Annotated in this window: 19 protein-coding genes; 9 read left to right on the top strand and 10 right to left on the bottom strand. The window is 61.3% G+C overall.

Annotated elements, in window-relative coordinates; translation table 11 throughout:
* Positions 1-72: 72 nt before the first annotated feature.
* Positions 73-1260: an acetylornithine transaminase gene (locus ACR0D6_RS13070; protein WP_480765806.1), complete on the bottom strand. Its 1188-nt coding sequence runs from the start codon at positions 1258-1260 to the stop codon at positions 73-75.
* A gap of 302 nt (positions 1261-1562) precedes the next feature.
* Between ACR0D6_RS13070 and ACR0D6_RS13065 the strand changes: the two genes are divergently transcribed.
* Both ACR0D6_RS13065 and ACR0D6_RS13060 read left to right on the top strand, forming a co-directional pair.
* Complete coding sequence (locus ACR0D6_RS13065) at positions 1563-2447, top strand: DMT family transporter (protein WP_480765805.1); 885 nt, start codon at positions 1563-1565, stop codon at positions 2445-2447.
* Between the two features lie 115 nt (positions 2448-2562).
* Positions 2563-3798: an MFS transporter gene (locus ACR0D6_RS13060; RefSeq protein ID WP_170651466.1), complete on the top strand. Its 1236-nt coding sequence runs from the start codon at positions 2563-2565 to the stop codon at positions 3796-3798.
* Here the strand turns inward: ACR0D6_RS13060 and ACR0D6_RS13055 are convergent.
* Complete coding sequence (locus ACR0D6_RS13055; protein ID WP_480765804.1) at positions 3795-4598, bottom strand: ABC transporter permease; 804 nt, start codon at positions 4596-4598, stop codon at positions 3795-3797. The genes ACR0D6_RS13060 and ACR0D6_RS13055 overlap by 4 nt on opposite strands.
* A gap of 128 nt (positions 4599-4726) precedes the next feature.
* Here ACR0D6_RS13055 and ACR0D6_RS13050 point away from each other — a divergent pair, with 128 nt between their 5' ends.
* On the top strand, positions 4727-5305 hold the full coding sequence (locus ACR0D6_RS13050; protein ID WP_170651464.1) for a GcrA family cell cycle regulator: 579 nt from the start codon (positions 4727-4729) through the stop codon (positions 5303-5305).
* A 9-nt stretch (positions 5306-5314) separates the two neighbouring features.
* Complete coding sequence (locus ACR0D6_RS13045) at positions 5315-5959, top strand: NUDIX hydrolase (protein WP_480765803.1); 645 nt, start codon at positions 5315-5317, stop codon at positions 5957-5959.
* Between the two features lie 19 nt (positions 5960-5978).
* On the opposite strand, the gene ACR0D6_RS13040 is transcribed toward ACR0D6_RS13045, so the two are convergent.
* Together ACR0D6_RS13040 and ACR0D6_RS13035 are read right to left on the bottom strand one after the other, a co-directional pair.
* On the bottom strand, positions 5979-7055 hold the full coding sequence (locus tag ACR0D6_RS13040) for a DUF2235 domain-containing protein (RefSeq protein WP_480765802.1): 1077 nt from the start codon (positions 7053-7055) through the stop codon (positions 5979-5981).
* Entirely contained in the window at positions 7033-9324 is a 2292-nt protein-coding gene (locus ACR0D6_RS13035) for a xanthine dehydrogenase family protein molybdopterin-binding subunit (RefSeq protein ID WP_480765801.1), read from the bottom strand. Before ACR0D6_RS13035 ends, ACR0D6_RS13040 begins: the two co-directional genes overlap by 23 nt.
* Positions 9325-9385: 61 nt before the next feature.
* Between ACR0D6_RS13035 and ACR0D6_RS13030 the strand changes: the two genes are divergently transcribed.
* The 4 genes from ACR0D6_RS13030 to ACR0D6_RS13015 all read left to right on the top strand — a co-directional run bounded on the left by ACR0D6_RS13030 (position 9386) and on the right by ACR0D6_RS13015 (position 15094).
* Positions 9386-10180, top strand: coding sequence for a dienelactone hydrolase family protein (locus tag ACR0D6_RS13030; protein ID WP_480765800.1), 795 nt, complete (start codon positions 9386-9388; stop codon positions 10178-10180).
* Between the two features lie 80 nt (positions 10181-10260).
* Entirely contained in the window at positions 10261-13416 is a 3156-nt protein-coding gene (locus ACR0D6_RS13025; protein ID WP_480765799.1) for a valine--tRNA ligase, read from the top strand.
* Positions 13417-13579: 163 nt separating this feature from the next.
* Complete coding sequence (locus tag ACR0D6_RS13020) at positions 13580-14722, top strand: benzoate/H(+) symporter BenE family transporter (RefSeq protein ID WP_480765798.1); 1143 nt, start codon at positions 13580-13582, stop codon at positions 14720-14722.
* 39 nt (positions 14723-14761) lie between these two features.
* Entirely contained in the window at positions 14762-15094 is a 333-nt protein-coding gene (locus tag ACR0D6_RS13015; RefSeq protein ID WP_480765797.1) for a DnaJ family domain-containing protein, read from the top strand.
* 40 nt (positions 15095-15134) lie between these two features.
* Here the strand turns inward: ACR0D6_RS13015 and ACR0D6_RS13010 are convergent, their stop codons facing one another.
* Both ACR0D6_RS13010 and ACR0D6_RS13005 read right to left on the bottom strand, forming a co-directional pair.
* Positions 15135-16409 carry a hypothetical protein gene (locus tag ACR0D6_RS13010; protein WP_480765796.1) on the bottom strand — a complete coding sequence of 425 codons (1275 nt, stop codon included), beginning with the start codon at positions 16407-16409 and terminating at the stop codon, positions 15135-15137.
* A 127-nt stretch (positions 16410-16536) separates the two neighbouring features.
* The gene (locus tag ACR0D6_RS13005) at positions 16537-17319 is read right to left on the bottom strand and encodes a crotonase/enoyl-CoA hydratase family protein (protein WP_480765795.1); all 783 of its coding nucleotides are present in this window, start codon (positions 17317-17319) and stop codon (positions 16537-16539) included.
* Positions 17320-17441: 122 nt separating this feature from the next.
* On the opposite strand from ACR0D6_RS13005, the gene ACR0D6_RS13000 reads away from it, so the two are divergent.
* Positions 17442-18548, top strand: coding sequence for a pyridoxal phosphate-dependent aminotransferase (locus ACR0D6_RS13000; protein ID WP_480765794.1), 1107 nt, complete (start codon positions 17442-17444; stop codon positions 18546-18548).
* Here ACR0D6_RS13000 and ACR0D6_RS12995 read toward each other — a convergent pair.
* From ACR0D6_RS12995 to zwf, 4 genes are read right to left on the bottom strand one after another with little or no spacing between them, the layout of a single operon-like run.
* On the bottom strand, positions 18545-19735 hold the full coding sequence (locus tag ACR0D6_RS12995; RefSeq protein WP_480765793.1) for a pyridoxal-phosphate-dependent aminotransferase family protein: 1191 nt from the start codon (positions 19733-19735) through the stop codon (positions 18545-18547). The two genes, ACR0D6_RS13000 and ACR0D6_RS12995, sit on opposite strands and share 4 nt — an antisense overlap.
* A gap of 51 nt (positions 19736-19786) precedes the next feature.
* Positions 19787-20422, bottom strand: a complete 636-nt coding sequence (locus ACR0D6_RS12990; RefSeq protein ID WP_480765792.1) for a bifunctional 4-hydroxy-2-oxoglutarate aldolase/2-dehydro-3-deoxy-phosphogluconate aldolase — start codon at positions 20420-20422, stop codon at positions 19787-19789.
* A gap of 3 nt (positions 20423-20425) precedes the next feature.
* Positions 20426-22231, bottom strand: a complete 1806-nt coding sequence (edd, locus tag ACR0D6_RS12985) for a phosphogluconate dehydratase (RefSeq protein WP_480765791.1) — start codon at positions 22229-22231, stop codon at positions 20426-20428.
* 1 nt (position 22232) lies between these two features.
* Positions 22233-23678, bottom strand: coding sequence for a glucose-6-phosphate dehydrogenase (zwf, locus tag ACR0D6_RS12980; RefSeq protein ID WP_170651452.1), 1446 nt, complete (start codon positions 23676-23678; stop codon positions 22233-22235).
* Between the last annotated feature and the right edge of the window lie 8 nt (positions 23679-23686).

The raw sequence follows: 23686 nt of genomic DNA, 5'->3' as shown, positions 1-23686 counted from the left end.
GATATCGCTTTTGGCTGTCGGCGGGTGGGGGCCAGCCCCCACACCTCCGGGATATTTTTGGCAAGAGTAAGGTCAGGCGGTTTCGAGATTGGCTTCGACCTGCGCGGCGGCCTTGTCGAGGCGGATCATGGCCTGAGCGATGTCATCCTCGGTCAGGGTCAGCGGTGGCAGCAGGCGGATCACGTTGTCGGCGGCGGGCACGGTGATGACGAGGTTGTCATAGCCTGCATTGACGACATCAATATTTGACGCCTTGCATTTGAGGCCCAGCATCAGGCCCGCGCCGCGCACTTCTTCAAACACGTCTGGGTGGTCGGCGATCAGGCCTTCGAGCTTTTGCCGCAGCAGGCCGGACTTGCGGTTGACCCCTTCGAGGAACGCCGGAGTGGACACCTGATCCAGAACCGCGCAGCCCACGGCGCAGCCCAGCGGGTTGCCGCCATAGGTCGAACCATGGGTGCCCGCGGTCATGCCGCTTGCCGCGTCCTCGGTCGCCAGAACCGCGCCCAGCGGGAAGCCGCCGCCGATGCCCTTGGCAACCATCATGATGTCGGGCGTGATGCCCGCCCATTCATGGGCAAAGAGTTTGCCGGTGCGTCCGACGCCACACTGCACCTCGTCCAGGATCAGCAGCAGACCGTTGTCGTCGCAGATCTGGCGCAGGGCCTTCAGCTCGGAATCGGGCACCGGGCGGATGCCGCCTTCGCCCTGTATCGGCTCGATCAGGATGGCCGCTGTCTTGTCGGTGATGGCGTTGGTGACGCCATCGAGGTCACCGAAAGTTACATGCACAAAGCCGGGCAGCAGCGGGCCGAAGCCTTTGGTCATCTTTTCCGACCCGGCAGCCGCGATGCCCGCCGAAGAACGGCCATGGAAAGAGCCGTCGAAGGTAATGATCTCGACCCGCTCGGGCTGATCTTTGTCATAGAAATACTTGCGCGCCATCTTGACGGCCAGTTCGCAGGCTTCGGTGCCGGAATTGGTGAAGAACACGGTGTCGGCAAAGGTGTGTTCGACCAGCTTGTCGGCCAGCGCCTGCTGCTGCGGAATCTGATATAGGTTCGAGACATGCCACAACGCATGGGCCTGATCCGACAGCGCCTTGACCAGAGCCGGGTGGGCATGGCCCAGCGCGTTCACCGCGATACCCGCGCCGAGGTCAAGGAAACGTCGGCCATCCGCCTCGGTCAGCCAGGCGCCCTCGCCCTTCACAAAGCTGAGGGGCGCACGATTATAGGTCGGCAGAACGGACGGGATCATCGGATCATCCTTTTCGAAAGTTTGAGCCCAAGTGAGTGATACACCAAGGGCGGGTTCGTCAACTGGTTTGGAGGGGGATGCGCTGATTTTGCAGCGCAAATGGATCAAACGGGCCGGTTACGCAAAAATGCGTCGGCGTCGGAGCAAAGAGATATGTGCGTGTCTGATCATGCGTGTTCTATAGCGGCGCAAAGCCGGTCTGAAAACCCGGTATTTTGGCAGACACGTAATTTTGGTGATCACGATGCCGGGCACGGTTTTCGCGCTTGCCATTTGGGCTGCCGTGGCGCAGGGCTGTGGGCATGTATGTTCAGCAGCGTCAGAACCCGGCATTTGCGGCAACACTGATATTCGTCGCCAGCGCTTTCATTGCGGCGACGACGCTGCTGGCGAAGGCATTGGGGACCGAGGTACTTGGTCCGCCCCTGCATCCGATGCAGATTAGCCACGGGCGGTTTCTGTTTGCGTTCATCGTGATTGTCAGTGCGGTTGCAACACTGCGTCCGCAACTGCGCCGCCCACATTGGGGGCTGCATATCGGGCGGACCAGTTTCGGCTGGGCCGGTGTGACGCTGATGTTCGCCTCGGTCGCGTATATTCCGATGGCGGATGCCACGGCGATATCATTCCTGAATCCGGTCTTTGCGATGATTCTGGCCATCCCGCTGCTGAAGGAAAGCGTTGGGCCGTGGCGCTGGCTTGCGGCGGCTGTGGCACTGTCCGGCGCGCTGATCCTGTTACGTCCGACACCTGAGAGTTTTCAGCCCGCGGCGCTGCTGGCACTGGCGGCGGCGGCGGTGATCGGAATGGAGCTGATTTTCATCAAGAAGCTGTCGGGGCGCGAAAGCCCCATCCAGATATTGCTGGTGAACAACGCGATGGGATTGACGATCGCCTCGGTCGCGGTGCTGGCGGTCTGGCAACCGCCGACGGCCGAGCAATGGGCGGCGCTGGCAGGGATCGGCGTGCTGATGGCCTGCGCGCAGGCCTGCTTTGTCAACGGGATGGCACGGGCGGATGCGTCCTATGTCGCGCCCATCAGCTATGCAACGCTGATATTTGCCGCGCTCTATGACTTTGCGATCTTTGAGGTGATCCCGGATTCGGTCAGCATTTTGGGATCGACCATCATCCTGACCGGCGCGCTGATCCTTGTCTGGCGGGAAGCGCGGGCCAGACGCAGCTGAGCCCATTCAAAAAATTTTGTGAGGCAGGTCCAGCCGCGACCTGCGTGTCGCATTTCCTCATGAAGGTGAATTAAAAAGGCGCAATTTGAGGGCAGTTGATTAGCGAGATTGTCCCATGCACGAGCGTCGAATTCCCGAATGGGTCCGCCATGCCCCTGCCCCATCCGTCCGCGATTTCGGCATTCTTGCCGGGCTCGAGGCGGTGGTGCGTGGTATTCTGATATCGGTCTTTCCGTTGGTGATGTACCGGGCGCTTGGCGATGCGGCGACGGTTTCGTTTTTGTACTTTCTGGTCGGTCTGATCTCGCTGGGTGCCGGGCTGATGGTGCCGTTCCTGATCCGGTTCATACCGCGCCGCTGGGCCTATACCGGGGGGTGCCTCATGTTCATGGGCGGCGCCCTGCTTGCACTGGAGGGCAGCCCCGAGGCCGTTGTGGGCGCGCTGGCGCTGAACACGGTCGCGGCAGTTGTGACCTTTATCTGTTTCAACGCTTATGTGCTGGATTACATCAGCAAGATCGAATTGGGCCGGTGCGAGACCAGCCGCATGTTCTACAGTGCACTGGGCTGGACCGCGGGCCCAATGGCAGGCGTGCTGCTGATGGAGGTCTGGCCCCCGGCCCCATTTGTCATCAGCGCAGTTGCGTCGGTGGTCATGCTGGTGGTGTTCTGGGCCTTGCGGATGGGCAATGGCAAGCTGATCACCAAGGCGCGCGGCCCGGCAAAGAACCCGCTGGCGTTTCTGCCGCGTTTCTTTGCCCAGCCAAGGCTGGTGGCGGGCTATCTGTTTGCGATGATCCGGTCCTGCGGCTGGTGGATTTATGTGGTCTACCTGCCGATTTTCGCGATCGAGAACGGGTTAGGTGAGCAACTGGGCGGCATCCTTCTTTCGGCAACGAATGCGATGCTGTTCGTCGCGCCGCTGATCCTGCGCTGGGTTCAGGGGCGGTCCTTGCGCTCGGCGGTGCGGACCGGCTTTGCCGCCTGTGCGATCTGTTTCATCGCGGCCGGAGGGCTGGCGGGATGGCCCGTGGCCTCGGTCGCGGCGCTGGTGCTGGGATCGGTCTGCCTGATCGTGTTGGATATCTGCGCGGGCCTGCCCTTCCTGATGGCGGTGAAGCCGTCCGAGCGGACCGAGATGTCGGCGATCTATTCCAGCTACCGGGACGTATCGGGGATCATCACGCCGGGCGTCGCGTCGCTGGTGCTGATCGTCACGCCGGTGGCCGGGGTCTTTGCTGCTGGCGGGCTGGCGCTGTTTGGGGCGTGGGCCATTGCATCGCGGCTGCATCCACGACTGGGACGGCCACGGGTGCCTTTGCAGCCCGGATCATTGGCCGAGGCCGCCTAGGACTTGAGCCGGTAACCGGTGCGTAGCATCTGCCATGTCAATGCGCAGACCAGCAGGGTTGCGACAGTGCAAACCAACACCCCAAGGATGGGCGAGCTGTCGGATACGCCGATCATGCCATAGCGCAGCCCGTCGATCAGGTAGAAAACCGGGTTCACGTGACTGAGCCGGTTCAGCACCGTCGGCAGGGCGTCGACTGAATAGAAAGTGCCCGACAGGAAAGCCAGCGGAGTGACGATAAAGTTGGTGATCGCTGCCATCTGGTCGAACTTGTTGGCAAAGATGCCCGCGAACAGGCCCAGCGCCCCCATGAACGCACCGCCGAGGACAACAAAGGTCAGTGCCACCAGCGGATGGTGCGGTGTCAGGCCAAGTACCAACGCCAGAGCGATGCCGACAGCAAAAGCGATGAAAACCCCGCGCGCGATGCCGCCCGCAAGATAACCCAGCAGAATTTCCAGCGGAGACAGCGGCGGCATCAGCGTGTCGACGATATTGCCCTGTACCTTGGCGATCACCATCGAGGACGAAGTGTTGGCAAAGGCGTTCTGGATCACCGTCATCATCATCAGACCCGGCGCCAGAAAGGTCAGAAACGGCACGCCCATGACATCCGGCCTGCCGGGGCCAATGGCGATATTGAAGATCAGAAGGAACAGACCGGCAGTCACCAGCGGCGCCAGCAGGGTCTGCGTCCAGACAGCCAGAAACCGCAGCACCTCGCGCTGAACGAGCGTATAGAGCCCCATCCAGTTGACCGCGCCGAAACCGCGTGGGTCTTTATCCGACAGAATCTGCATTGCTGCCCCCAAACCTGATTCGAAGACAGCTTGTAACTCGGGCCGCAGTGTTTAGAATAGGGGGCTGAGACGAATTCCGAAGGCGGCCCGAATCCGGGGCCGCTTTCCCGCTTTTTGAAAGGCTACCCATGTCCTGGACTGACGAGCGCGTAGAACTGCTCAAGAAAATGTGGGGCGAAGGCCAGTCGGCCAGCCAGATCGCCAAGGAACTGGGCGGTGTGACCCGCAACGCGGTGATCGGCAAGGTGCACCGTCTGGGCCTGTCGAACCGCGCCACCGGTGCAACTCCGGCCAAACCGGAACCCAAGGAAAAACCCGCGCCCGCCGCCCCGAAGGCTGAGGCCAAGCCGAAACCCGCGCCCAAGACCGAACCGGCGCGTCCCGCCCCCGCCCCTGCGGCCGAGGCGAAACCGGCCACCCCGGCGCGGCGTCAGATCATCCCGGCAGGCCAGCCGCTGCCACCGCAGCCCTCTGCCAACGAGATCAGCCCCGAGGCGCTGGCCAAGGTCAACGAGGTCGAGAAGAAGGCCAAGAAACTGACGTTGATGGAATTGACCGAGCGCACGTGCAAGTGGCCGGTTGGCGATCCGGCTACCGAAGATTTCTGGTTCTGCGGCCTGCCGGTTGAGGCGGGCAAACCCTATTGCGAAGCCCATGTGGGCGTCGCCTTCCAGCCGATGAGCGCACGCCGCGACAGACGGCGCTGAGACCAGCCGGTGCGCCAGGACCCCACAGCGTTGGAGGATACCTGGCTTGCCCGGGCCAAGCGGTTGCTGGCGCTGGCCGAGACCGGCCAGCATTTCACCCGCGATCCCTTTGACCGCGAACGCTATGACGAGATCGCCGGTATGGCCCGCGCCATGCTGGCCGATCTGGGCCGTGTTCCCGTTTCCCGGATCGAAGGGTTGATATCGGACCACGCAGCGGGATATGCCACCCCAAGTCTGGACATTCGCGGCGCGGTGATCCGCGACGACCGCATTCTGTTGGTGCGCGAACGCAGCGACGGGCGGTGGTCGATGCCCGGCGGCTTTGCGGATATCGGCACATCACCCGCCGAGAACGCGGAAAAAGAAATTCGCGAAGAGGCCGGGCTGATTGTCCGCGCGCGCCATCTTTATGCGCTGCGCCACAAGGCCCGCCACCCCTATCCCGCAGATGCGCGCGATTTCTACAAGCTGTTCTTTCTGTGTGACGAGATCGGACCTCAAACACCGATGGCCGGGGCCGAAACCAGTGAGGCGGCGTTTTTTACTCTCGACGCCCTGCCCGAGTTGTCACTGGTTCGCAATCTGCATACGGATATCGAGGCAGCGTTTGAGGCCCACCGGATCGGGCAGAAAGTCACGTTGTTTGATTGATCTTTGCTAGAAGGCAGGATCACTGAGCCGGATGGGATGGCAAGTCCGGTTCGGGCAGCCAGTTTGGCAGGTCCTCCGGTGACACCGAGACATGCAGGTGCTCTGACCGGTCACGCCCGACCTTTCGATGCCCGCGCAGCAGAAAGATCTTGCCCCAGCCGCGCCATGTTCCAACCGAGGATGCGTTCGGGTCAGTCGGGAAACGGGTGCGCCAGTCCGCGGGCAAGGGCAGGCCGTGACGTTCGGCCTTGTCCAGCATCCAGATCAACGGGATGTTGCCCAGCGGGCGCGCCTCTTCGAACCCGCCCAACTGACCACCGACATCGCCATGGGTGCCCCTGAACCAGACCTGTTCCACATGGCCTTTGAAACCGGGCGTGCAATCCCAGAGCACCGGTTCGAACACCTCGCGCGTCTCGTCCAGCGCCAGTGCGTGGTATCCGTGCCGGGTTGAAGGACCCAACTGGTGGTTGTGAAAGGCGTGGCGTTCTTCGGCCCAGCGCCACAACAGCGGCAGGCGCAGGCCCAGCGCCTTCACGGTGTCCCAGACGCCGACCATTTCGATCGCCAGTTCCTCGTGGCAGAACTTGCGGCGGAACACTGCGGCCGCCTCTCCGCCGGAATTGCATTCGTAATGGCGGTAGGCCTGTTTGATGTTGCGCTCGGTCGCATGTTCCGCCTTAAGCAGGCCGATCATGTCGATCACACCCGCAAGACTGCGCACGCCATAGGCGCCGCGCGAGTACCCAATGAAGAATATTCTGTCGCCCGGTTTGTAGCGCGAGGCGAGATAGCCATAGGCGCGGCGAATCTGGCGGTTGATGCCCCGCCCCATCAGGACGTCCAGAGTGGTTTTCCAGCTTTCCCACTGTACACCGGCCTCATAAAACACCGACACCTGGCTGCCCATTTCGCAGGCCAACCGATAGGTCATGCCTGCATGGGTTTCGCGCCCGGCTTCAAGTGTGGACATGGTGCCGTCAAGGATGATGACGTGGCTGATAGGTTCGCGATGGCGTGTCTCGGCCGAATGCTCGGAGCGCAGTGGCCGCCCGAGCCATCCCAGAACCTTTTTAGTGAGCCGCGACAGTACCATCCTTCAACAATTCCCATACCTTGTGGGGTGTGAAAGGCATATCCGCCTGCCGCACCCCGTAATCCCAGAGCGCATCCTGAACCGCGTTTGCCACAGCGGCCAGCGCGCCCACGGTACCTGCCTCGCCACAGCCTTTCATCCCCATAGGGTTGGCCGTTGACGGAACCGGCGCCGAGGTAAACTTAATCATGGGTACGTCCGCTGCGCGCGGCAAGGCGTAGTCCATGAACGTTGCCGTGAGCAGTTGTCCATCTGCATCATGTACAACATGCTCGGCCAGTGCCTGACCAATGCCCTGCACCACCCCTCCGTGCACCTGCCCCTCGGCAAGCATCGGGTTGATCAGGTTACCAAAATCATCGACCACTGTATAGCGGTCAACGGCCACGACACCGGTGAAAGAATCGATCACGACTTCGGCAACATGGGCCCCGTTCGGGAAACTACGATCCGGCAGCGTCGCCCGCGCCTCGTGTTGCAGCAGATCGGTGCGGCCATCGGCGCGCGCCATCTCGGCCGCCTCAATCAGCGTCGGCGTCAGGTTGGAGCCCGGCGCGCGGAAGGTTTCGTGATCGAACGTCACCATGTCTTCCTCGACCCCCATCTTATCCGCAAGATAAGGCGTGAATGCGGCGACAATGGTGTCGACGGTGGCCAGAGTGGCATTGCTTTGCGTGGTGACCGATCGCGACCCGCCAGTCCCGCCGCCCTGCGCCAGCCGGTCACTGTCGCCCTGCACCACGTTGATAAGCTCTGCCGGAATGCCTGTCTGGTCCGACAAAAACTGGGCATAGACCGTTTCGTGACCCTGCCCGTTCGATTGCGTCCCGACATAGAGGTTCACCGTCCCGTCCCCGCAGAACTCGACCTTTGCGCCTTCGGAAGGATCGCCCAGAATGCTTTCGATATAGTAACACAGGCCCTGCCCCCGGATCAGACCGCGTTCGGCATCCGCCGCCTTGCGCGCGGCAAAGCCTTGGGTCTGGTCTGCGGCACGGTCGAGAACCATGTCGAAATCACCGACGTCATAGGTCTCACCCGTCGCCGTCTTATAGGGAAACGCATCGGAAGGAATGAAATTCCTGCGCCGCAATTCCCACGGATCGATGCCCAGTTCGCGCGCGGCGCGGTCGATGGCGCGTTCAAGGACATAGATCGCCTCGGGCCGCCCGGCGCCGCGATAAGCATCAACCTGCGTTGTGTTGGTATAGAACCCCTCGACCCGCAGATAGGTGGTCTGCACATCATAGACGCCCATCAGAACGCGGCTGAACAGGTTGGTCTGGATCGCCTGACCGAAGTGGCTGTTATACGCGCCCAGATTGCATCGGGTATGCACGCGATAGGCGGTGATTTTATAGTTCTCGTCAAAGGCCAGCTCGGCCAGCGAGGTCAGATCGCGCCCGTGATGGTCCGACAGCATCGCCTCGGTCCGCTCGGACATCCAGTGGACGGGCTGGCCCAGTTTCATGGCGGCAACGGCAACCGAGAAATATTCGGGGTATGGCATCGCCTTCATGCCGAAACCGCCACCCACATCGGGGGTCGTGACCCGGATCGCATCCGCGTCGAGTTTCAGTTTCTGCGCCAGCTGTGCCTTCATGCCCCAGACGCCCTGCCCACCATAGGCAAAATGCAGGCGCCCATCGGACCAGTCGGCCTGACAGCCGCGCGGTTCGATCGAATTCACGATCACACGGTTGTCGTGCACGTCCAGCGAGACCGTGTGCGCAGCAGCCTGAAACGCGGCCTCGGTCGCCTGTTCATCCCCCAAGCCCCAGTCGAAGGCGCGGTTGTCGGGTGCCTCGGGGTGAAGCACCTCACCGCCGGGTCCGATATCGGTTTTGGCGGGCAGGTCATCGGTGTCCATCCAGATCAGTTCGGCCGCATCGCGCGCCTGCGCCAGCGTGTCGGCGACCACCACCGCAACCGGCTCGCCTACAAAGCGGACACGGGTTTTCGCCAGCATGTGCCGTTGAGGTGCAGCCCCTTGTGATCCGTCGCGGTTCGGAACCACGGAGGCGTTCATCACCGTGTCGACCCCGGCATCCGTCAGATCGTCGATTGTCATGACCAGACGAACGCCTTCGGCAGCACGCGCCGCATCCAGATCAAGCAAGGTGATTTCCGCATGGGCGACCGGACTGCGGAAAAAAACCGCGTGCAATGTTCTCTGCGGAATGGCGTCGTCCATGTACTGGCCCTGCCCGGTCAGAAACCGCTGATCCTCGACCCGTTTGACGGGTTGGCTTTTGCCGAACTTTTCCATGCCTTGCCCTCGCTCTGCGGTTTGTGGCGAGCCTAGCCCGTGCGCGGGGGAAGTCCAGAGAATGACCAAGAAAAACGCGTTTACCTTTCCGCCGGGCTTCGTCTATCGTCCCGGCATGACTTGGACCCATGAAACCGTTTTTCCGTTCACCGCAAAACTGTCCTCCGGCACCGAAACGACGCATGACGTTTATGTCGGTGGTGAGGGCCCGCCGATCATGATCTTGCAGGAATTGCCGGGGATCGGACCGGAAACGCTGGCATTGGCTCAACGGCTGAACGACTCGGGGTTCCGTGTATATCTGCCGCATTTGTTCGGAAAATTCGGCAAAATCACAATGGCCGGAAACCTGTTCCGTCTGTTCTGCGTGCGCCGTGAATTCAATATTTTCCTGAAAGGCAAACAAAGCCCGATTTCTGACTGGATGCGCGCCTTGGCCCGTCACATCCGAGAACGGGAAGGCAGCGATGGAGTCGGTGCAATCGGAATGTGCCTGACCGGCAGTTTCGCCCTGCCCCTGATGGCCGAGGACGCGGTTGTGGGTGGCGTTGCCAGCCAGCCGGCCTTACCCCTTTTTGGCGGGGATCAGTTGCACATGAGCGCCGAGGACATCGCGGACGCCTGTGCAGGCATGGCACAAAAAGGGCCCGGTCTGGCCATGCGGTACAAGGATGACTCGATGGCGCCCGAAAAGCTGATGCGCGCGCTGGAAAACGCCTTTGGCGATCATCTGGAAACCGAGGAATATCCGGGCAAGCAACACTCGCTGCTGACCCTGCACTTCCACGAGCCCGCCTATCAGCGGGTCGAAGAGTATTTCCGGGCGCGTTTTGCACAAGCGGCGCAGGCCGAATAACGCTTACGCGCCCTTCCCCTTCCCGCATCCATTCGCTATTGCAGGCACCGACCCGAATTCGATGACGCAGGACGCACCCCATGGCGATGGAAAAGACATTCAACGCGGCCGAGGCCGAGGCCCGCATCTACAAGGCCTGGGAAGAGGCCGGAGCCTTCAAGGCAGGCGCGAACAAATCGCGCGACGAAAGCTTTACCATCATGATCCCGCCGCCCAACGTGACGGGCGCGCTGCATGTGGGCCACGCGTTCAACAACACGCTGCAGGACATCCTGATCCGCTGGCACCGGATGCGCGGCTTCGACACGCTGTGGCAGCCCGGTCAGGACCACGCGGGCATCGCCACGCAGATGCAGGTTGAAAAGATGCTGGCCGCCACCCAGCAGCCCGGTCGGCGTGAGCTGGGCCGCGAGAAATTCCTTGAGAAAGTCTGGGAATGGAAGGGCGAATACGGCGGCACGATCATTGAACAGCTAAAGCGTCTGGGCTCCTCCTGCGACTGGTCGCGCAATGCGTTCACCATGGCCGGAGCGGCGGGCGATCCGCGCACGGGGCACGAAAATTCTGCGAATTTTCATGACGCGGTCATCAAGGTCTTTGTGGAGATGTACAACAAGGGCCTGATCTATCGCGGCAAGCGACTGGTCAACTGGGACCCGCATTTCGAAACCGCGATCTCGGACCTTGAGGTCGAGAATATCGAAGTCGCAGGCCACATGTGGCATTTTAAGTACCCGCTGGCCGGGGGCGAGACATATGAGTATTTGGAAAAAGATGAAGATGGGAATGGGATCTTCCGCGAAGAGCGGGATTACATTTCCATTGCGACTACACGGCCAGAAACCATGCTGGGCGACGGCGCGGTGGCGGTCCATCCGTCAGATGAGCGTTATGCACCAATCGTCGGGAAACTTTGTGAAATCCCAGTCGGGCCGAAAGAGCATCGCCGTCAGATTCCGATCATCACCGATGATTACCCCGATCCTGACTTTGGCTCGGGCGCGGTGAAGATCACCGGTGCGCACGACTTCAACGACTATGGCGTTGCCAAGCGTGGAAACATCCCCTGCTATCGCCTGATGGACACACGCGGCCACATGCGGGCCGATGGTGCGCCGTATTCGAACGAGGCCTACAAGGCCGGGCAATACGCGCGCGGCCAATCCTTTACCGAAGGTGAGATCGACGCGATCAACCTGGTGCCCGATCACCTGCGTGGCCTTGACCGGTTCGAGGCGCGGGCGAAGGTCGTCGAAGAGATTACCAGCGAAGGGCTGGCTGTCATGACCCGCGCCGATGATGAGCGTCTGGGTGCAACTGCGCTGAAGCTCGATCACGAAGGCGCGGACAAAGCGGTTCCTCTTGTCGAGTCCAAGCCGATCATGCAGCCCTTTGGCGACCGCTCGAAGGTTGTGATCGAGCCGATGTTGACCGATCAGTGGTTTGTTGATGCCGAAAAAGTCGTTGGCCCGGCGCTGGATGCGGTCAAGGACGGCACGGTCAAGATCATCCCCGAGTCAGGCGAAAAGACCTATTATCACTGGCTGGAAAACATCGAGCCCTGGTGTATTTCGCGCCAGTTGTGGTGGGGACATCAGATTCCGGTCTGGTACGGGCTTGATCTGTCGGCAGAAGATTTCCGGGGTGCGAACGACGGCGAACTGGATCTGGTCCAGCTTGGTCGACTGCTGAACGATGGCGGGATGCTGCATCGCGGCCATGTGCTGCATGCGGCCGCCACTTTCGACGGCGTGATCGAGAAATTCCTGGACGACAACGCCAACATCCCCAGCCCGCTCAGTCATTCCACCGTGATCGAGGTGGCGGACAAGCACGAGGCCATCCACCAGCTTGCGGAAAGTCTTGCGCAATACGCGCTCGATCAGGACCCGACCAAGCTGGTTTATCCGGTCTGGCGCGACCCCGACGTCCTCGACACATGGTTCTCGTCCGGGCTCTGGCCCATCGGCACGCTCGGCTGGCCCGAGCAGACCGAGGAGTTGGAACGCTACTTCCCCACGGACGTTCTCATCACCGGCTTCGACATCCTGTTCTTCTGGGTCGCCCGGATGATGATGATGCAGCTGGCCGTGGTCGATCAGATCCCGTTCCACACCGTCTACCTGCACCAGCTCGTCCGTGACGAGAAGGGCAAGAAGATGTCCAAGACCACCGGCAACGTCATCGACCCGCTGGAGATCGTGGACGAATTCGGCGCGGACGCGCTGCGGTTTACCAATGCTTCGATGGCGGCGATTGGCGGTGTGCTGAAACTGTCCAAGGAACGTATCACCGGTTACCGCAACTTCGGCACCAAATTGTGGAACGCCGTCCGTTTCGCCGAGATGAACGAGGTCTTCACCGACGCCGTCCCGCAACTGGATGTGGCTGACCTGAAGCCAAAGGCGGCCGTAAACCGCTGGATCATCGGCGAAACCGCACGCGTGCGGGAAGAGGTCGACGCGGCACTGGAAAGCTATCGCTTCAATGACGCGGCGAACGGACTTTATGCCTTTGTCTGGGGCAAGGTCTGCGACTGGTACGTGGAACTGTCCAAACCGCTGCTGCAGGGCGATGACGCCGAAGCGCAGGCTGAAACCCGCGCCACCATGCGCTGGGTTCTGGATCAGTGCATGGTCCTGCTGCATCCGATCATGCCTTTCGTCACCGAAGAGCTGTGGGGCCTGACCGGCACCCGTTCCAAGATGATCGTCCACGCCGACTGGCCCTCTTACGGCTCTGAACTGGTTGACGCCGACGCGGACCGTGAGATGAACTGGGTGATCTCGGTGATTGAGAACACCCGCTCGGCCCGCGCCCAGATGCGGGTTCCGGCGGGTCTGTATGTGCCGATGCTGGTGACGGAAATCGACGCCCACGGACAGGCCGCTTGGGACCGCAACGAGGCGCTGATCAAACGTCTGGCGCGCATCGACAGCCTGACCAAGGCGGATGAGCTGCCCAAAGGCACCATCTCGATCGCGGCCCCGGGCGCTTCTTTCGGCCTGCCGCTGGCGGATATCATCGATATCGGCGCGGAAAAGGAACGGCTTGAGAAAGCCAAGGGCAAGCTGGCCAAGGAACTGGGCGGTCTGCGCGGGCGCCTGAACAACCCGAAATTCGTGGCCTCGGCCCCGGAGGAGGTTGTCGAGGAAGCCAAGGCCAACCTCGCGGCCCGCGAAGAAGAAGAAGCAAAGCTGAACGAGGCGCTCGCCCGTCTGTCTGAAATCGCCTGATCTTCTTCCCGTTCCAAATACGGAAATTCCGAACCCCGCCGCGTTTGCACCGGCGGGGTTTTCGTTTCGCGGCAAGGATTTTCCCACTGTTCACGGAAGCCACCGGTTGTTAGCAAGTTCACTAGGTAAACCCGAGGCTGAGATGGCGCGTCCCTACCCCCCCATGCAAACCGTATCCACTGGCCTGGTGGTGGCTGTGGTCGGATTTTTCAGTTCTTTTCCCATCGTTTTGCACGGGCTGGATGCCATGGGGGCGTCGCCCCAACAGGCTGCCTCGGGACTGATGACCGCAGCGGTGACGATGGGCCTTGCCGCCATCATACTTAGCCTCTGGTACCGGATCCCGGTCAGTATCGCGTGGTCCACGCCGGGCGCGGCCTTGCTGGCGGTATCGGCCACCCCGGCAGAGGGGTTTTCCGGCGCGGTCGGAGCGTTCCTGTGCGCGGGTGCGCTGACGGTGCTGTCCGGGCTGTGGAGACCGCTTGGCCGTCTGGCGGCAGCCATTCCGACGTCGCTGGCGCAGGCCATGCTGGGGGGCGTGCTGCTACCGCTTTGCATCGTTCCGTTCAAGGCGGCAGTCGATCTGCCATGGCAGGCGCTGCCGGTCATTCTGACATGGTTCATTGCCGGCCGGATCAACCGCTTGTTTGCGGTACCCGCCGCCGTTGTCGCTGCCGCCATCGTGGTGGTGCTGAACGCGCACGGGAAATCGGTTGCACCGGCGCACATCCTTGCCGTCCCGGTCTGGACCAGCCCTACATTCTCGCTCAGCACGGCTATCAGCATCGGAATCCCGTTGTACGTGGTCACCATGGCAACCCAGAACATCCCCGGCATCGCGGTAATGCGCAGCTTTGGGTTTACGCCCCAACCCAGCCCACTGTTTTCTGCCGTGGGTGGTGCGAGCCTCTTGTCTGCGCCTTTCGGCGCACCTGCGACCTGCCTCGCCGCGATCACCGCAGCCATGTGTTCGAACGAAGACAGCCACCCCGACCCGAAACAACGGTATTGGTCGGCCATCATGGCGGGTGTGTTCTACTGTGTCTTCGGGGTTTTCGCCGTGGCGATCACCGGGTTTGCCGCCCATGCCGACCCGATGCTGATGGGCACGCTGACCGGCGTTGCGCTGATCGGTGTGATGGCCAACGCGACCTTCGCGGCGCTGGAGGTGCCTGCCGAACGCGAAGCGGCCATTCTGACTTTTGCCATAACCGCTTCGGGCATCACGGTATTTGGATTGGGGGCCGCCGTCTGGGGTTTGCTTGCGGGGGGCATCGCTTATCTGGTTTCACACAAGGTACGCTGAAACCTATCGCTGAAGCATTGCGCGGGGTATAATCGCATCATGCTTAGATCGCTCGGAAAACTGATAGAACGTCAGATTCAAAAAGCGCAGGCCGAGGGTCAGTTGGAGGGCCTTGAAGGCGAAGGCAAGCCCCTGCCCGACCGCTCGGCCGAGGCCCAGACTGATCCCGCATTGGCGGCCGGTCACAGGATCATGGCGCAGGCCGGGGTTCTGCCAGAGGAATTTCAGATCAAGAAAGAACTGGATGCGGCCAGAAAACACTATGCGACCCTCAGCGACCCCGAAGAGCGCAAGGCCGCAATGGCGCGGCTGGCTGATCTTGAGATGCGGTTCAATATGGCCCGCGATGCAAGGCGGGCCTTTATGCGTTAAGTATTTTTCGCAAAATTCATGCTGGTCAGCTTATAAGCGATCACTGCAGGACACCTGAAACCATTAACAGAACACCAGCCGTGTCCTCATCAATCGTGAGTTCGATGGCCTCTGCCGGATCAGAGCCGTTATCGTTCTGAATGACGGATTTTTTGGCCAAAAGTGAGCTTTTGGTGATGGTTCTCATTGCAGATTGCATATCCCGGCTATTGCGGGGAATGGCGAGTTCGGCATACCCACGCAATTCCTGCGCAGCAAGCCGCGGCCTGAGTTCCTGAAAGTAGCGCACCGCTTCTGAGGGTTCGTCTGCTACGAATTGGTAGGTCACCATGGCCATGGTCGCTCTGTCACCAAGCTCTGCCTTTGTATTTTCGTATACGCTCAGGAAAGCCGGATCTCCGACTATGCTGAGGCCATCAAGCAAGTCCAGTTTGGAATATTCGTCCAGTTCAACCGAGTTTTCGAAATCGGATTTGAGCTTTTGCAGAGCATCGAATGTTGGGCCGCCAAAATGATAAAGTTGTTCATACACAGAATTCCTGGCCGTCTCCAAATCTTCGATAAACCCCTCATTAGCGAGAACTTCCAGATATTCTTCGGCCAGTTCGGGCAATCCGGCGGCAAGGGCACGTATCGCAGGCTCAATACTGTCGGGTCGTTGAGCAATCTTGCTCATTTTCTTGAAAACTGTACTGGGCTTTTCGTGGTAGATGCCATGAGCGACCATGAATTCCAGATTTTGTCTGACACCGGCCTCACCCGCCGCCGCCAGCATGTCATCCACCTGACGCTCGAACGCCCTTGAATACCCGTTGTGGAGAACCTCGAAATAGACGTGGGAAAGCGCCATAATTTCGGGCGGGCGTCCGAATTTTTCCGACTCCTGAACAAATAGGTCGCGGGCGCACTCAATATCCTCGACGCACTCCATAACCTCGTTGATCCATTGCATTTCCGCCGCTTTCGCATCGGCAATGGCCTGCTGTTCCGACAGCAATACCTGAACTTCGGCGTTCAGCTTGTCACGTTCCTGTTTCAGAAGGGTCGGATTGACGTTTCCGATGGATTGCCCGGTCGCCAGCGATACCGCCAGACCAGAAGACGGGTGGGCCGAAACGATCTCGTCCAACTTGCTGATCGCGTCGTTCAGCGAGGCGAGTTTTTCTATCGGGTCCTCGTGTTGTTCCGCCGCCTGAACCAGCTGCACAGCCTCAACCAGCAGTGCATTTGCCTCGGCGTCGCCAGCGATGCCCGGAGTTGCTACTGAAAGGAAAACACCTGCGGCAAGCGCCGCCAAACTATTCGTTTTGTTCATTATTTCACACAGTTTCCACTTGCTACGACAATAGCCACAGCTTCACTGAGCAAATTACAGCTTGTCAACTGCGGAAAACCGGAAAAACCGTGCAAAATCAATCAGAACACGCCTGAAACGTGCGAGTTTACTTGAACTCAGGCTTGCGGCCCTGCATCTGTGCGGCGATGACCTCCATCTGGTCCGGCTTGCCGATCAGCTTGACCTGTTCGGCGGATTCTTCCAGCAGGACTTCCTGACGCGATCCGGTCTCGGCCACGTCAATCAGGCGTTTTGCGGCCCGGATGCCCGAAGGGCTTTTGCCGGCAATCTCTTCTGCAAGGGCAATCGCCTCGGTCAGGGGGTCGTCGGACAGCTTTGTCACCAGCCCCCAATCGGCTGCCTGCTGCGCGCCGATGGGCCGGGCGGTGTAGGTCAACAGGCGCAGGACGTCCGAGCGGACCAGTTGCGGCAGCAGCACCATGCCGCCCATGTCCGGGATAATGCCCCATTTCATCTCCATCACCGACCATTTACTGTCGGGATGCGCGATGCGGATATCCGCACCCAGCGCGATCTGCAGGCCACCACCATAGGCCACGCCCTGCACCGCGCAGATCACGGGGACCGGGACGCGGCGCCAGATCATCGCCAGCTCCTGAAGGTCGTTGGTGTCCCCTTGGGTACGCCCCATCAGCCATTCTTCGGGATCGATGGTGCCCATTGTGGCAAAGCTGGCCATATCCAGCCCGGCGCAGAAACTTTTGCCTTCGCCCGACAGCACGACGGCGCGGGCGTCCGAGGCCGCTACCTCCTGCCCGGCGGACAGAATCGCCTGGATCATCGCACCATCCAGCGCATTCATCTTGTCACCCCGCGTCAGCGTGACATGGGCGATGTGGTCCTTGTATTCGACGGATACGCGTGACATGCGGGTTCTCCTGCTGATGTTTGGTCAACCATGCCCGCAAGTTGCAATGGTTTCCACCGCTACGTCGGGGCATATGGACAGTGCGGCTTGCCGGAACCCGTTCCTTGCGTTTATCTGCGCACATGAGTGATCCGCGTTATACCCCGCTTGCCCAGTCCCTACCCGCAACCGTGCCGTTTGTCGGACCAGAAACGCAGGAGCGCGATCGCGGCGCACCCTTTGCCGCGCGGCTAGGAGCAAATGAAAGCGTGTTCGGCCCCTCACCCCGTGCCATCGAGGCCATGGCCAAGGCGGCCAGCGACATCTGGATGTATGGCGATCCCGAAAATCATGATTTGCGTCATGCTCTGGCCAACCATCATGGGGTTATGGCGAAGAACATCGTGGTGGGCGAAGGGATCGACGGGCTGCTGGGCTATCTGGTGCGGTTGATGATCGGTCCGGGTGATGCAGTGGTAACGTCCGCCGGGGCTTATCCGACATTCAACTACCACGTCGCGGGGTTTGGCGGCGCTTTGCACAAGGTTCCGTATACCGGCGATCACGAAGATCCCGCTGCGTTGTTCGCAAAAGCGGCAGAGGTGGACGCCAAGCTTGTCTACCTCGCCAACCCCGACAATCCGATGGGCAGCTGGCACAAGGGTACGGATATCGTCCGGGCCATGGAGAACCTGCCGGAAGGAACGTTGCTGGTACTGGACGAGGCTTATGTGGAATGCGCACCCGAAGGGACCGCAGCACCGGTTGACGCGGATGATCCGCGTGTGATCCGGATGCGGACCTTTTCCAAGGTTTACGGCATGGCGGGTGCGCGGGTTGGCTATGCGATAGGCGCGCCCGGGGTGATCTCGGCGTTCAACAAGGTGCGCAACCATTTCGGCATGAACCGTGCCGCTCAGGCCGGGGCGCTGGCCGCGTTGCGGGACGACGCTTGGTTGAGCCATGTTCAGGACCGGATCGCCGAGGCACGAGAGCGCATCAGGCAGATCGCCCGCGACAACGGGCTGAAGCCCCTACACTCGGCCACAAATTTCGTGGCCATCGACTGTGGGCGGGATGGCGTGTTTGCCAAGGCGGTTTTGGACTCGCTGGTGGCGCAGGGTGTATTCGTGCGGATGCCCTTTGCGGCACCGCAAAACCGCTGCATCCGGGTCAGTTGCGGGGAAGAGGGTGATCTGGACGCCTTTGCCGTCGCCTTGCCCAAGGCGCTGGCGGCAGCGCGCGGTTAGCCTGCAAGCACCGCCGCCGCCGCGTCCAGCGCGCCCGATCCCCGAGGGATGTTCAGTGCGGCCATGGCGGTTTCAACACCGCCCAGCATTCCCATGACCATATGGCCATTCACGTGACCCATATGGCCCAGCCGGAAATACGAATCCTCGTCATCCATTCCCAGCCCGATGCCGAGCGTCAGGCCCAGATTGTTTTCGGTATATTCCCGCAGCGGTGTGCCCTGTCCCTTTGCAAGACGCAACGCCGTGACCGCATGACTGCGGTGGGCATGTTCCGCCACATTCAGGCTCAGCGCGCCGCCTTCGGACCAGGTTTCGCAGGCGGCCCAGACGGCCTGAGCAAGGCGTTCATGGCGAGCCCAGATCTGCTCCATCCCTTCGGCGTGCATCATGTCCAGTGCCGCCCTGAGACCATAGAGGTGATGGGTGGGCGCAGTGCCGCCGAAATACTGATAGAACCAGCCGGGTTCGGCACGTGGCTGCCAGTCCCAATAAACCGACACACGGGGCATGGCGGCCCGTTTCGCCTGCGCCTTTTCGTTGAAAAAGACAAAGCCCAACGCCGGTGGCGTCATCAGCCCCTTCTGGCTGGCCGAGACCATTACGTCGACACCCCATGCGTCCATCTCGAACCGGTCGCAGCCGAGTGAGGCGATGCAGTCGGCCATCAGCAGCGCCGGGTGGCCCAGATCATCAAGCAGCGCCCGCAAGGCCGGAATATCGTTTCGGACCGAGGTGGAGGTATCCACATGCACGGCCAGAACCGCCTTGATCCGGTGGGCATTGTCCGCACGCAGCACTTCGGCAATTCGGTCAAAGTTCCATGGCGCGGATTTGCCGAAATCGATCAGTTCAACCTCGGCCCCGATACCTCGGGCCATTTCTGCCCAGCCGTGTGTGAAGCTGCCCGAAGCCGGGGCCAATACGGTTTCACCCGGCGCGATCACGTTGGAAAGGGCAGCCTCCCACGCGCCGTGGCCGTTGGAGATATAGATCGCCACGTCGTGCTTTGTACGCGCCACGCGGCGCAGGTCGGCTGTCAGCTCAGGCATCATGTCGACCAACTCACCCGCATAGATATTGGGGGCCGGGCGATGCATCGCCTGCAACACCGCATCCGGCATGACCGAAGGGCCGGGGATCGCAAGATAATCGCGCCCCTGCGCGAGAGAGATTTTGTTTTTCATGAGGGCAACCTGCGTAAATTCGGGCTTACATTAGCGCCCGCGCAGGCCGCGTCAATGCATGAGGCTGGCCGCCTCACGCGCCAGCGCCTCAATCCCGGTCCAGTCGCCACTGGACACCATCTGTTTCGGCGCGACCCAGCTGCCGCCGGCGCAGATAACGTTCGGCATGGACAAATAATCCGGTGCATTTTCGGGCGAGACACCGCCGGTGGGGCAGAACCCGATTTGCGGCAGGGGCGCGCCGATGGCCTTTAGTGCCGGAGCGCCACCTGATGCCTCGGCCGGAAAGAACTTGAGCATGTCGTAGCCCTTCTCCAGCAAGGCCATCGCCTCGGTCGCCGTGGCGGCCCCGGGCAACAGGGGGAGACCTTCGGCCTCGCAGGCGGCAATCAATGTGTCGGTTGCCCCCGGCGAGACACCGAATTGTGCGCCCGCCTCTTTCGCGGCCCGGACATCTTCGGGGGTCAGCAATGTCCCCGCCCCCACAACTCCACCCGGCACCTGTGCCATGGCGCGGATGGCATCAAGGGCCGCGGGCGTGCGCAGCGTGACCTCAAGCGCGGGCAACCCACCTGCGACCAGAGCCTCGGCCAGCGGTGTGGCCTGAGCCGCATCGTCGATGACAAGAACCGGAACAATCGGCGCAAGGGCACAGATTTCGCGGGTACGGTGCGATTTTGAGGGCATGAATCAGGCTCCAAACACGCTGGCGCCGGTATCTGCCGACCCAACGGAATTGCGGAAAGTGGCGAAAAGTTCGCGACCAACGCCGAACTGGTTCGCGGTCAGGTCAGCCGATGCAGGTGTGCGGTCGAGGACACCTTCGGTCAGAATCTCCAGCTCGCCGTTCACCGCATCGACGCGCACCAGATCGCCATCGCTCAGATAGGCAATCGGGCCGCCCTCGAGCGCCTCGGGGCAGACGTGGATGGCAGCGGGAACCTTGCCGGACGCGCCCGACATGCGACCATCGGTAACCAGCGCCACCTTTTGCCCACGCCCTTGAAGGATCGACAGGATTGGCGTCAGCGAGTGCAACTCGGGCATACCGTTGGCTTTTGGCCCCTGAAAGCGGACGACGACGATCACGTCTCCGGTGAATTCACCTGCCTTGAAGGCGGCCTTGACCTGATCCTGATCGTGGAAAACGCGCACGGGTGCCTCGACCACGTGATGCTCGGGCGCAACCGCCGAAACCTTGATCACCGCCGTGCCCAGAGAACCGGTCAGGCGCGACAGCCCGCCCGTGGGTTGGAACGGGTCCGAAGCCGGACGGAGGATTTTCTCGTTCAGGCTTTCACCCGCGCCATCCTGCCAGATCAACTGACCATCAATCAGTTTGGGTTCCTGCGTGTAGTGGTGCAGACCCTGCCCGGCGACGGTGAGTGTATCGGGGTGCAGCAGCCCATCGTCGAGCAACGTACCGATGCAATAGCCAAGCCCGCCTGCGGCGTGAAAGTGGTTCACGTCTGCCAGACCGTTGGGATAAACCCGCGCGACCAAAGGTACCGCGGCTGAAATATCGGAAAAGTCCTGCCAATCCAGCACGATGCCCCCAGCGCGAGCCATCGCGATCAGATGGATCAGCAGATTGGTCGATCCGCCCGTAGCCATCAGACCGACGATACCGTTCACAAAGGCGCGTTCATCGAGAATCTGATAAACCGGCGTATAGTTGTTGCCCAACGCGCTGAGGGACAATGCGCGGCGGGCACCTTCTTGGGTCAGGGCGTCGCGCAGGGGAGTGTTGGGATTGACAAAGCTGGAACCCGGCAGGTGCAGGCCCATGAATTCCATCAGCATCTGGTTGGTGTTGGCGGTGCCATAGAATGTACAGGTGCCGGGGCCGTGGTAGGCGGCCATCTCGGCGGCCATTAACTCCGCTCGCCCGATCTCACCGGCTGCGAATTGCTGGCGTATTTTTGCCTTTTCATCATTGGGCAAGCCGCTGGTCATCGGTCCGGCGGGCAGGAAGACGGCCGGAAGATGCCCAAAGCTCTGCGCTGCAATAACCAGACCCGGGACGATCTTGTCGCAGACACCAAGGAATACAGCCGCGTCGTAGGTGTTGTGGCTGAGCGCCACCCCAGCGGCCAGAGCGATCACATCACGGGAAAACAGCGACAGTTCCATCCCCGCGGCCCCTTGCGTGACCCCGTCGCACATGGCGGGAACACCGCCCGCGACCTGAGCCGTGCCCCCCGCCGCCCGCGCGGTCTGGCGGATCAGTTCGGGGTAGCGTTCGAAAGGTTGATGCGCCGACAGCATGTCGTTGTAGCTGGTGACGATGCCCAGATTGCCCGCATGCCCGGTGGCCAGCGACTGCTGATCCTCTCCTGCCCCAGCATAGGCGTGGGCCTGACCGCTGCACGACAGATGACCGCGGGCCGGTCCTGATGAGCGGGCCTGTTCCATGCGATCCAGATGGGTCGCGCGCAATGATGCGCTGCGTTCCGTGATCCGGTTTGTGACTTGGGTGATGACGTTGTGAACCATCTCAACCTCCGATCTGGCGCCAGCGGCGCCCGTCGCGGTGCATTAGCATCAGGGCCTCTTCGGGGCCGGAACTGCCCTGATCATAGGGGGCGGGCTTGTCGCGGCTTTCTTCCCACTCGCTTATGATGGGATCGACCCAGGCCCAGGCGGCCTCGACCTCGTCCCCGCGCATGAACAGGGTCTGATCGCCGCGAATGACATCCATCACCAGCCGTTCATAGGCGTCCTGCGCCCGAACGTCTGCGCCCAGCGCCTCGGCAAAGCTCATGTCCAGCGACACGTCCGCAAGACGGAAACCACCCGGCCCGGGGTCCTTGATGGTGGTGCGCAGGGTTATCCCCTCGTCCGGTTGCAGCCGGATCACCAGAACATTGCCGCGCAACGGGCCGACATTGGGAAAGATCGTGTGCGGCGGGTCACGGAAGAACACGGCAATCTCAGACTCGCGGGCGCGCAGACGTTTACCGGTGCGCAGATAGAACGGCACGCCGGCCCAGCGCCAGTTGCCCACATGCACCTTGAGCGCGATGAAGCTTTCGGTGCGGCTGTCGGGGGTGCCCACGTGATCCAGATAGCCGCCGCCACCGTCTTCGGACCGGTATTGACCGCGCGCAATGTCAGAAGGCGCGACCGGCTCCAGCGCCTCGATCACCTTCACCTTTTCGTCGCGCACCGAATTGGGCGCGAATTTCGAGGGCGGTTCCATGGCCGTCAGGCACAGAAGCTGCACAAGGTGGTTCTGGATCATGTCCCGCGTTGCGCCGGACTGATCATAATAGGCCTCACGCCCTTCGACACCGACGGTTTCCGCAACCGTGATCTGAACATGGTCGATATGCGTGGCGTTCCAAAGCGGCTCGAACAGAGAGTTGGCAAAGCGCAGCGCCATGAGATTCTGAACGGTTTCCTTGCCCAGATAGTGATCGATCCGGTAAATCTGATGCTCTTCGAAAAACTCCCGCAGCTCGCCGTTCAAGGCTTTTGCCGAAGCCAGATCGTGGCCAAAGGGCTTTTCCACGACAATCCGGCTATCCGGCGTCGCAAGGCCGTGATCGTGCAGCCGCTGCGCAATACCTGAGAACAGATTTGGCCCGACAGACAGGTAAAACGCCCGGATGGTGTCAGGCCGCAGAGATTTGGCCAATTCGGGCCAGCCGTCGCTGCCCAGTGCATCCACCGAAACATATTCGACCTGTTTCAAAAACCGGTCCAGTACCTGAGGTTTTGATTCCGGCGCGAATTCCTGAATTGCGTTTCGGGCGAGCGTTCGGAATTCATCATCGGACATTTCGGACCGTGCCGAAGCGATGATGCGGGCCTCATCCGGCATCTGGCCGACCTCGAAACGGTGATAGAGACCCGGCAGGATCTTGCGATGCGCCAGATCACCCGTGGCGCCGAACAACACAAGGTCGAACGGATGCACAGGTATTACGCGTGAAACCATCGCCAGGC

Source organism: Ruegeria sp. BJ6 (genome assembly GCF_056537885.1).
The sequence above is the reverse complement of the archived record's forward strand: the minus strand, read 5'-3'. Positions and strand labels throughout refer to the sequence as shown.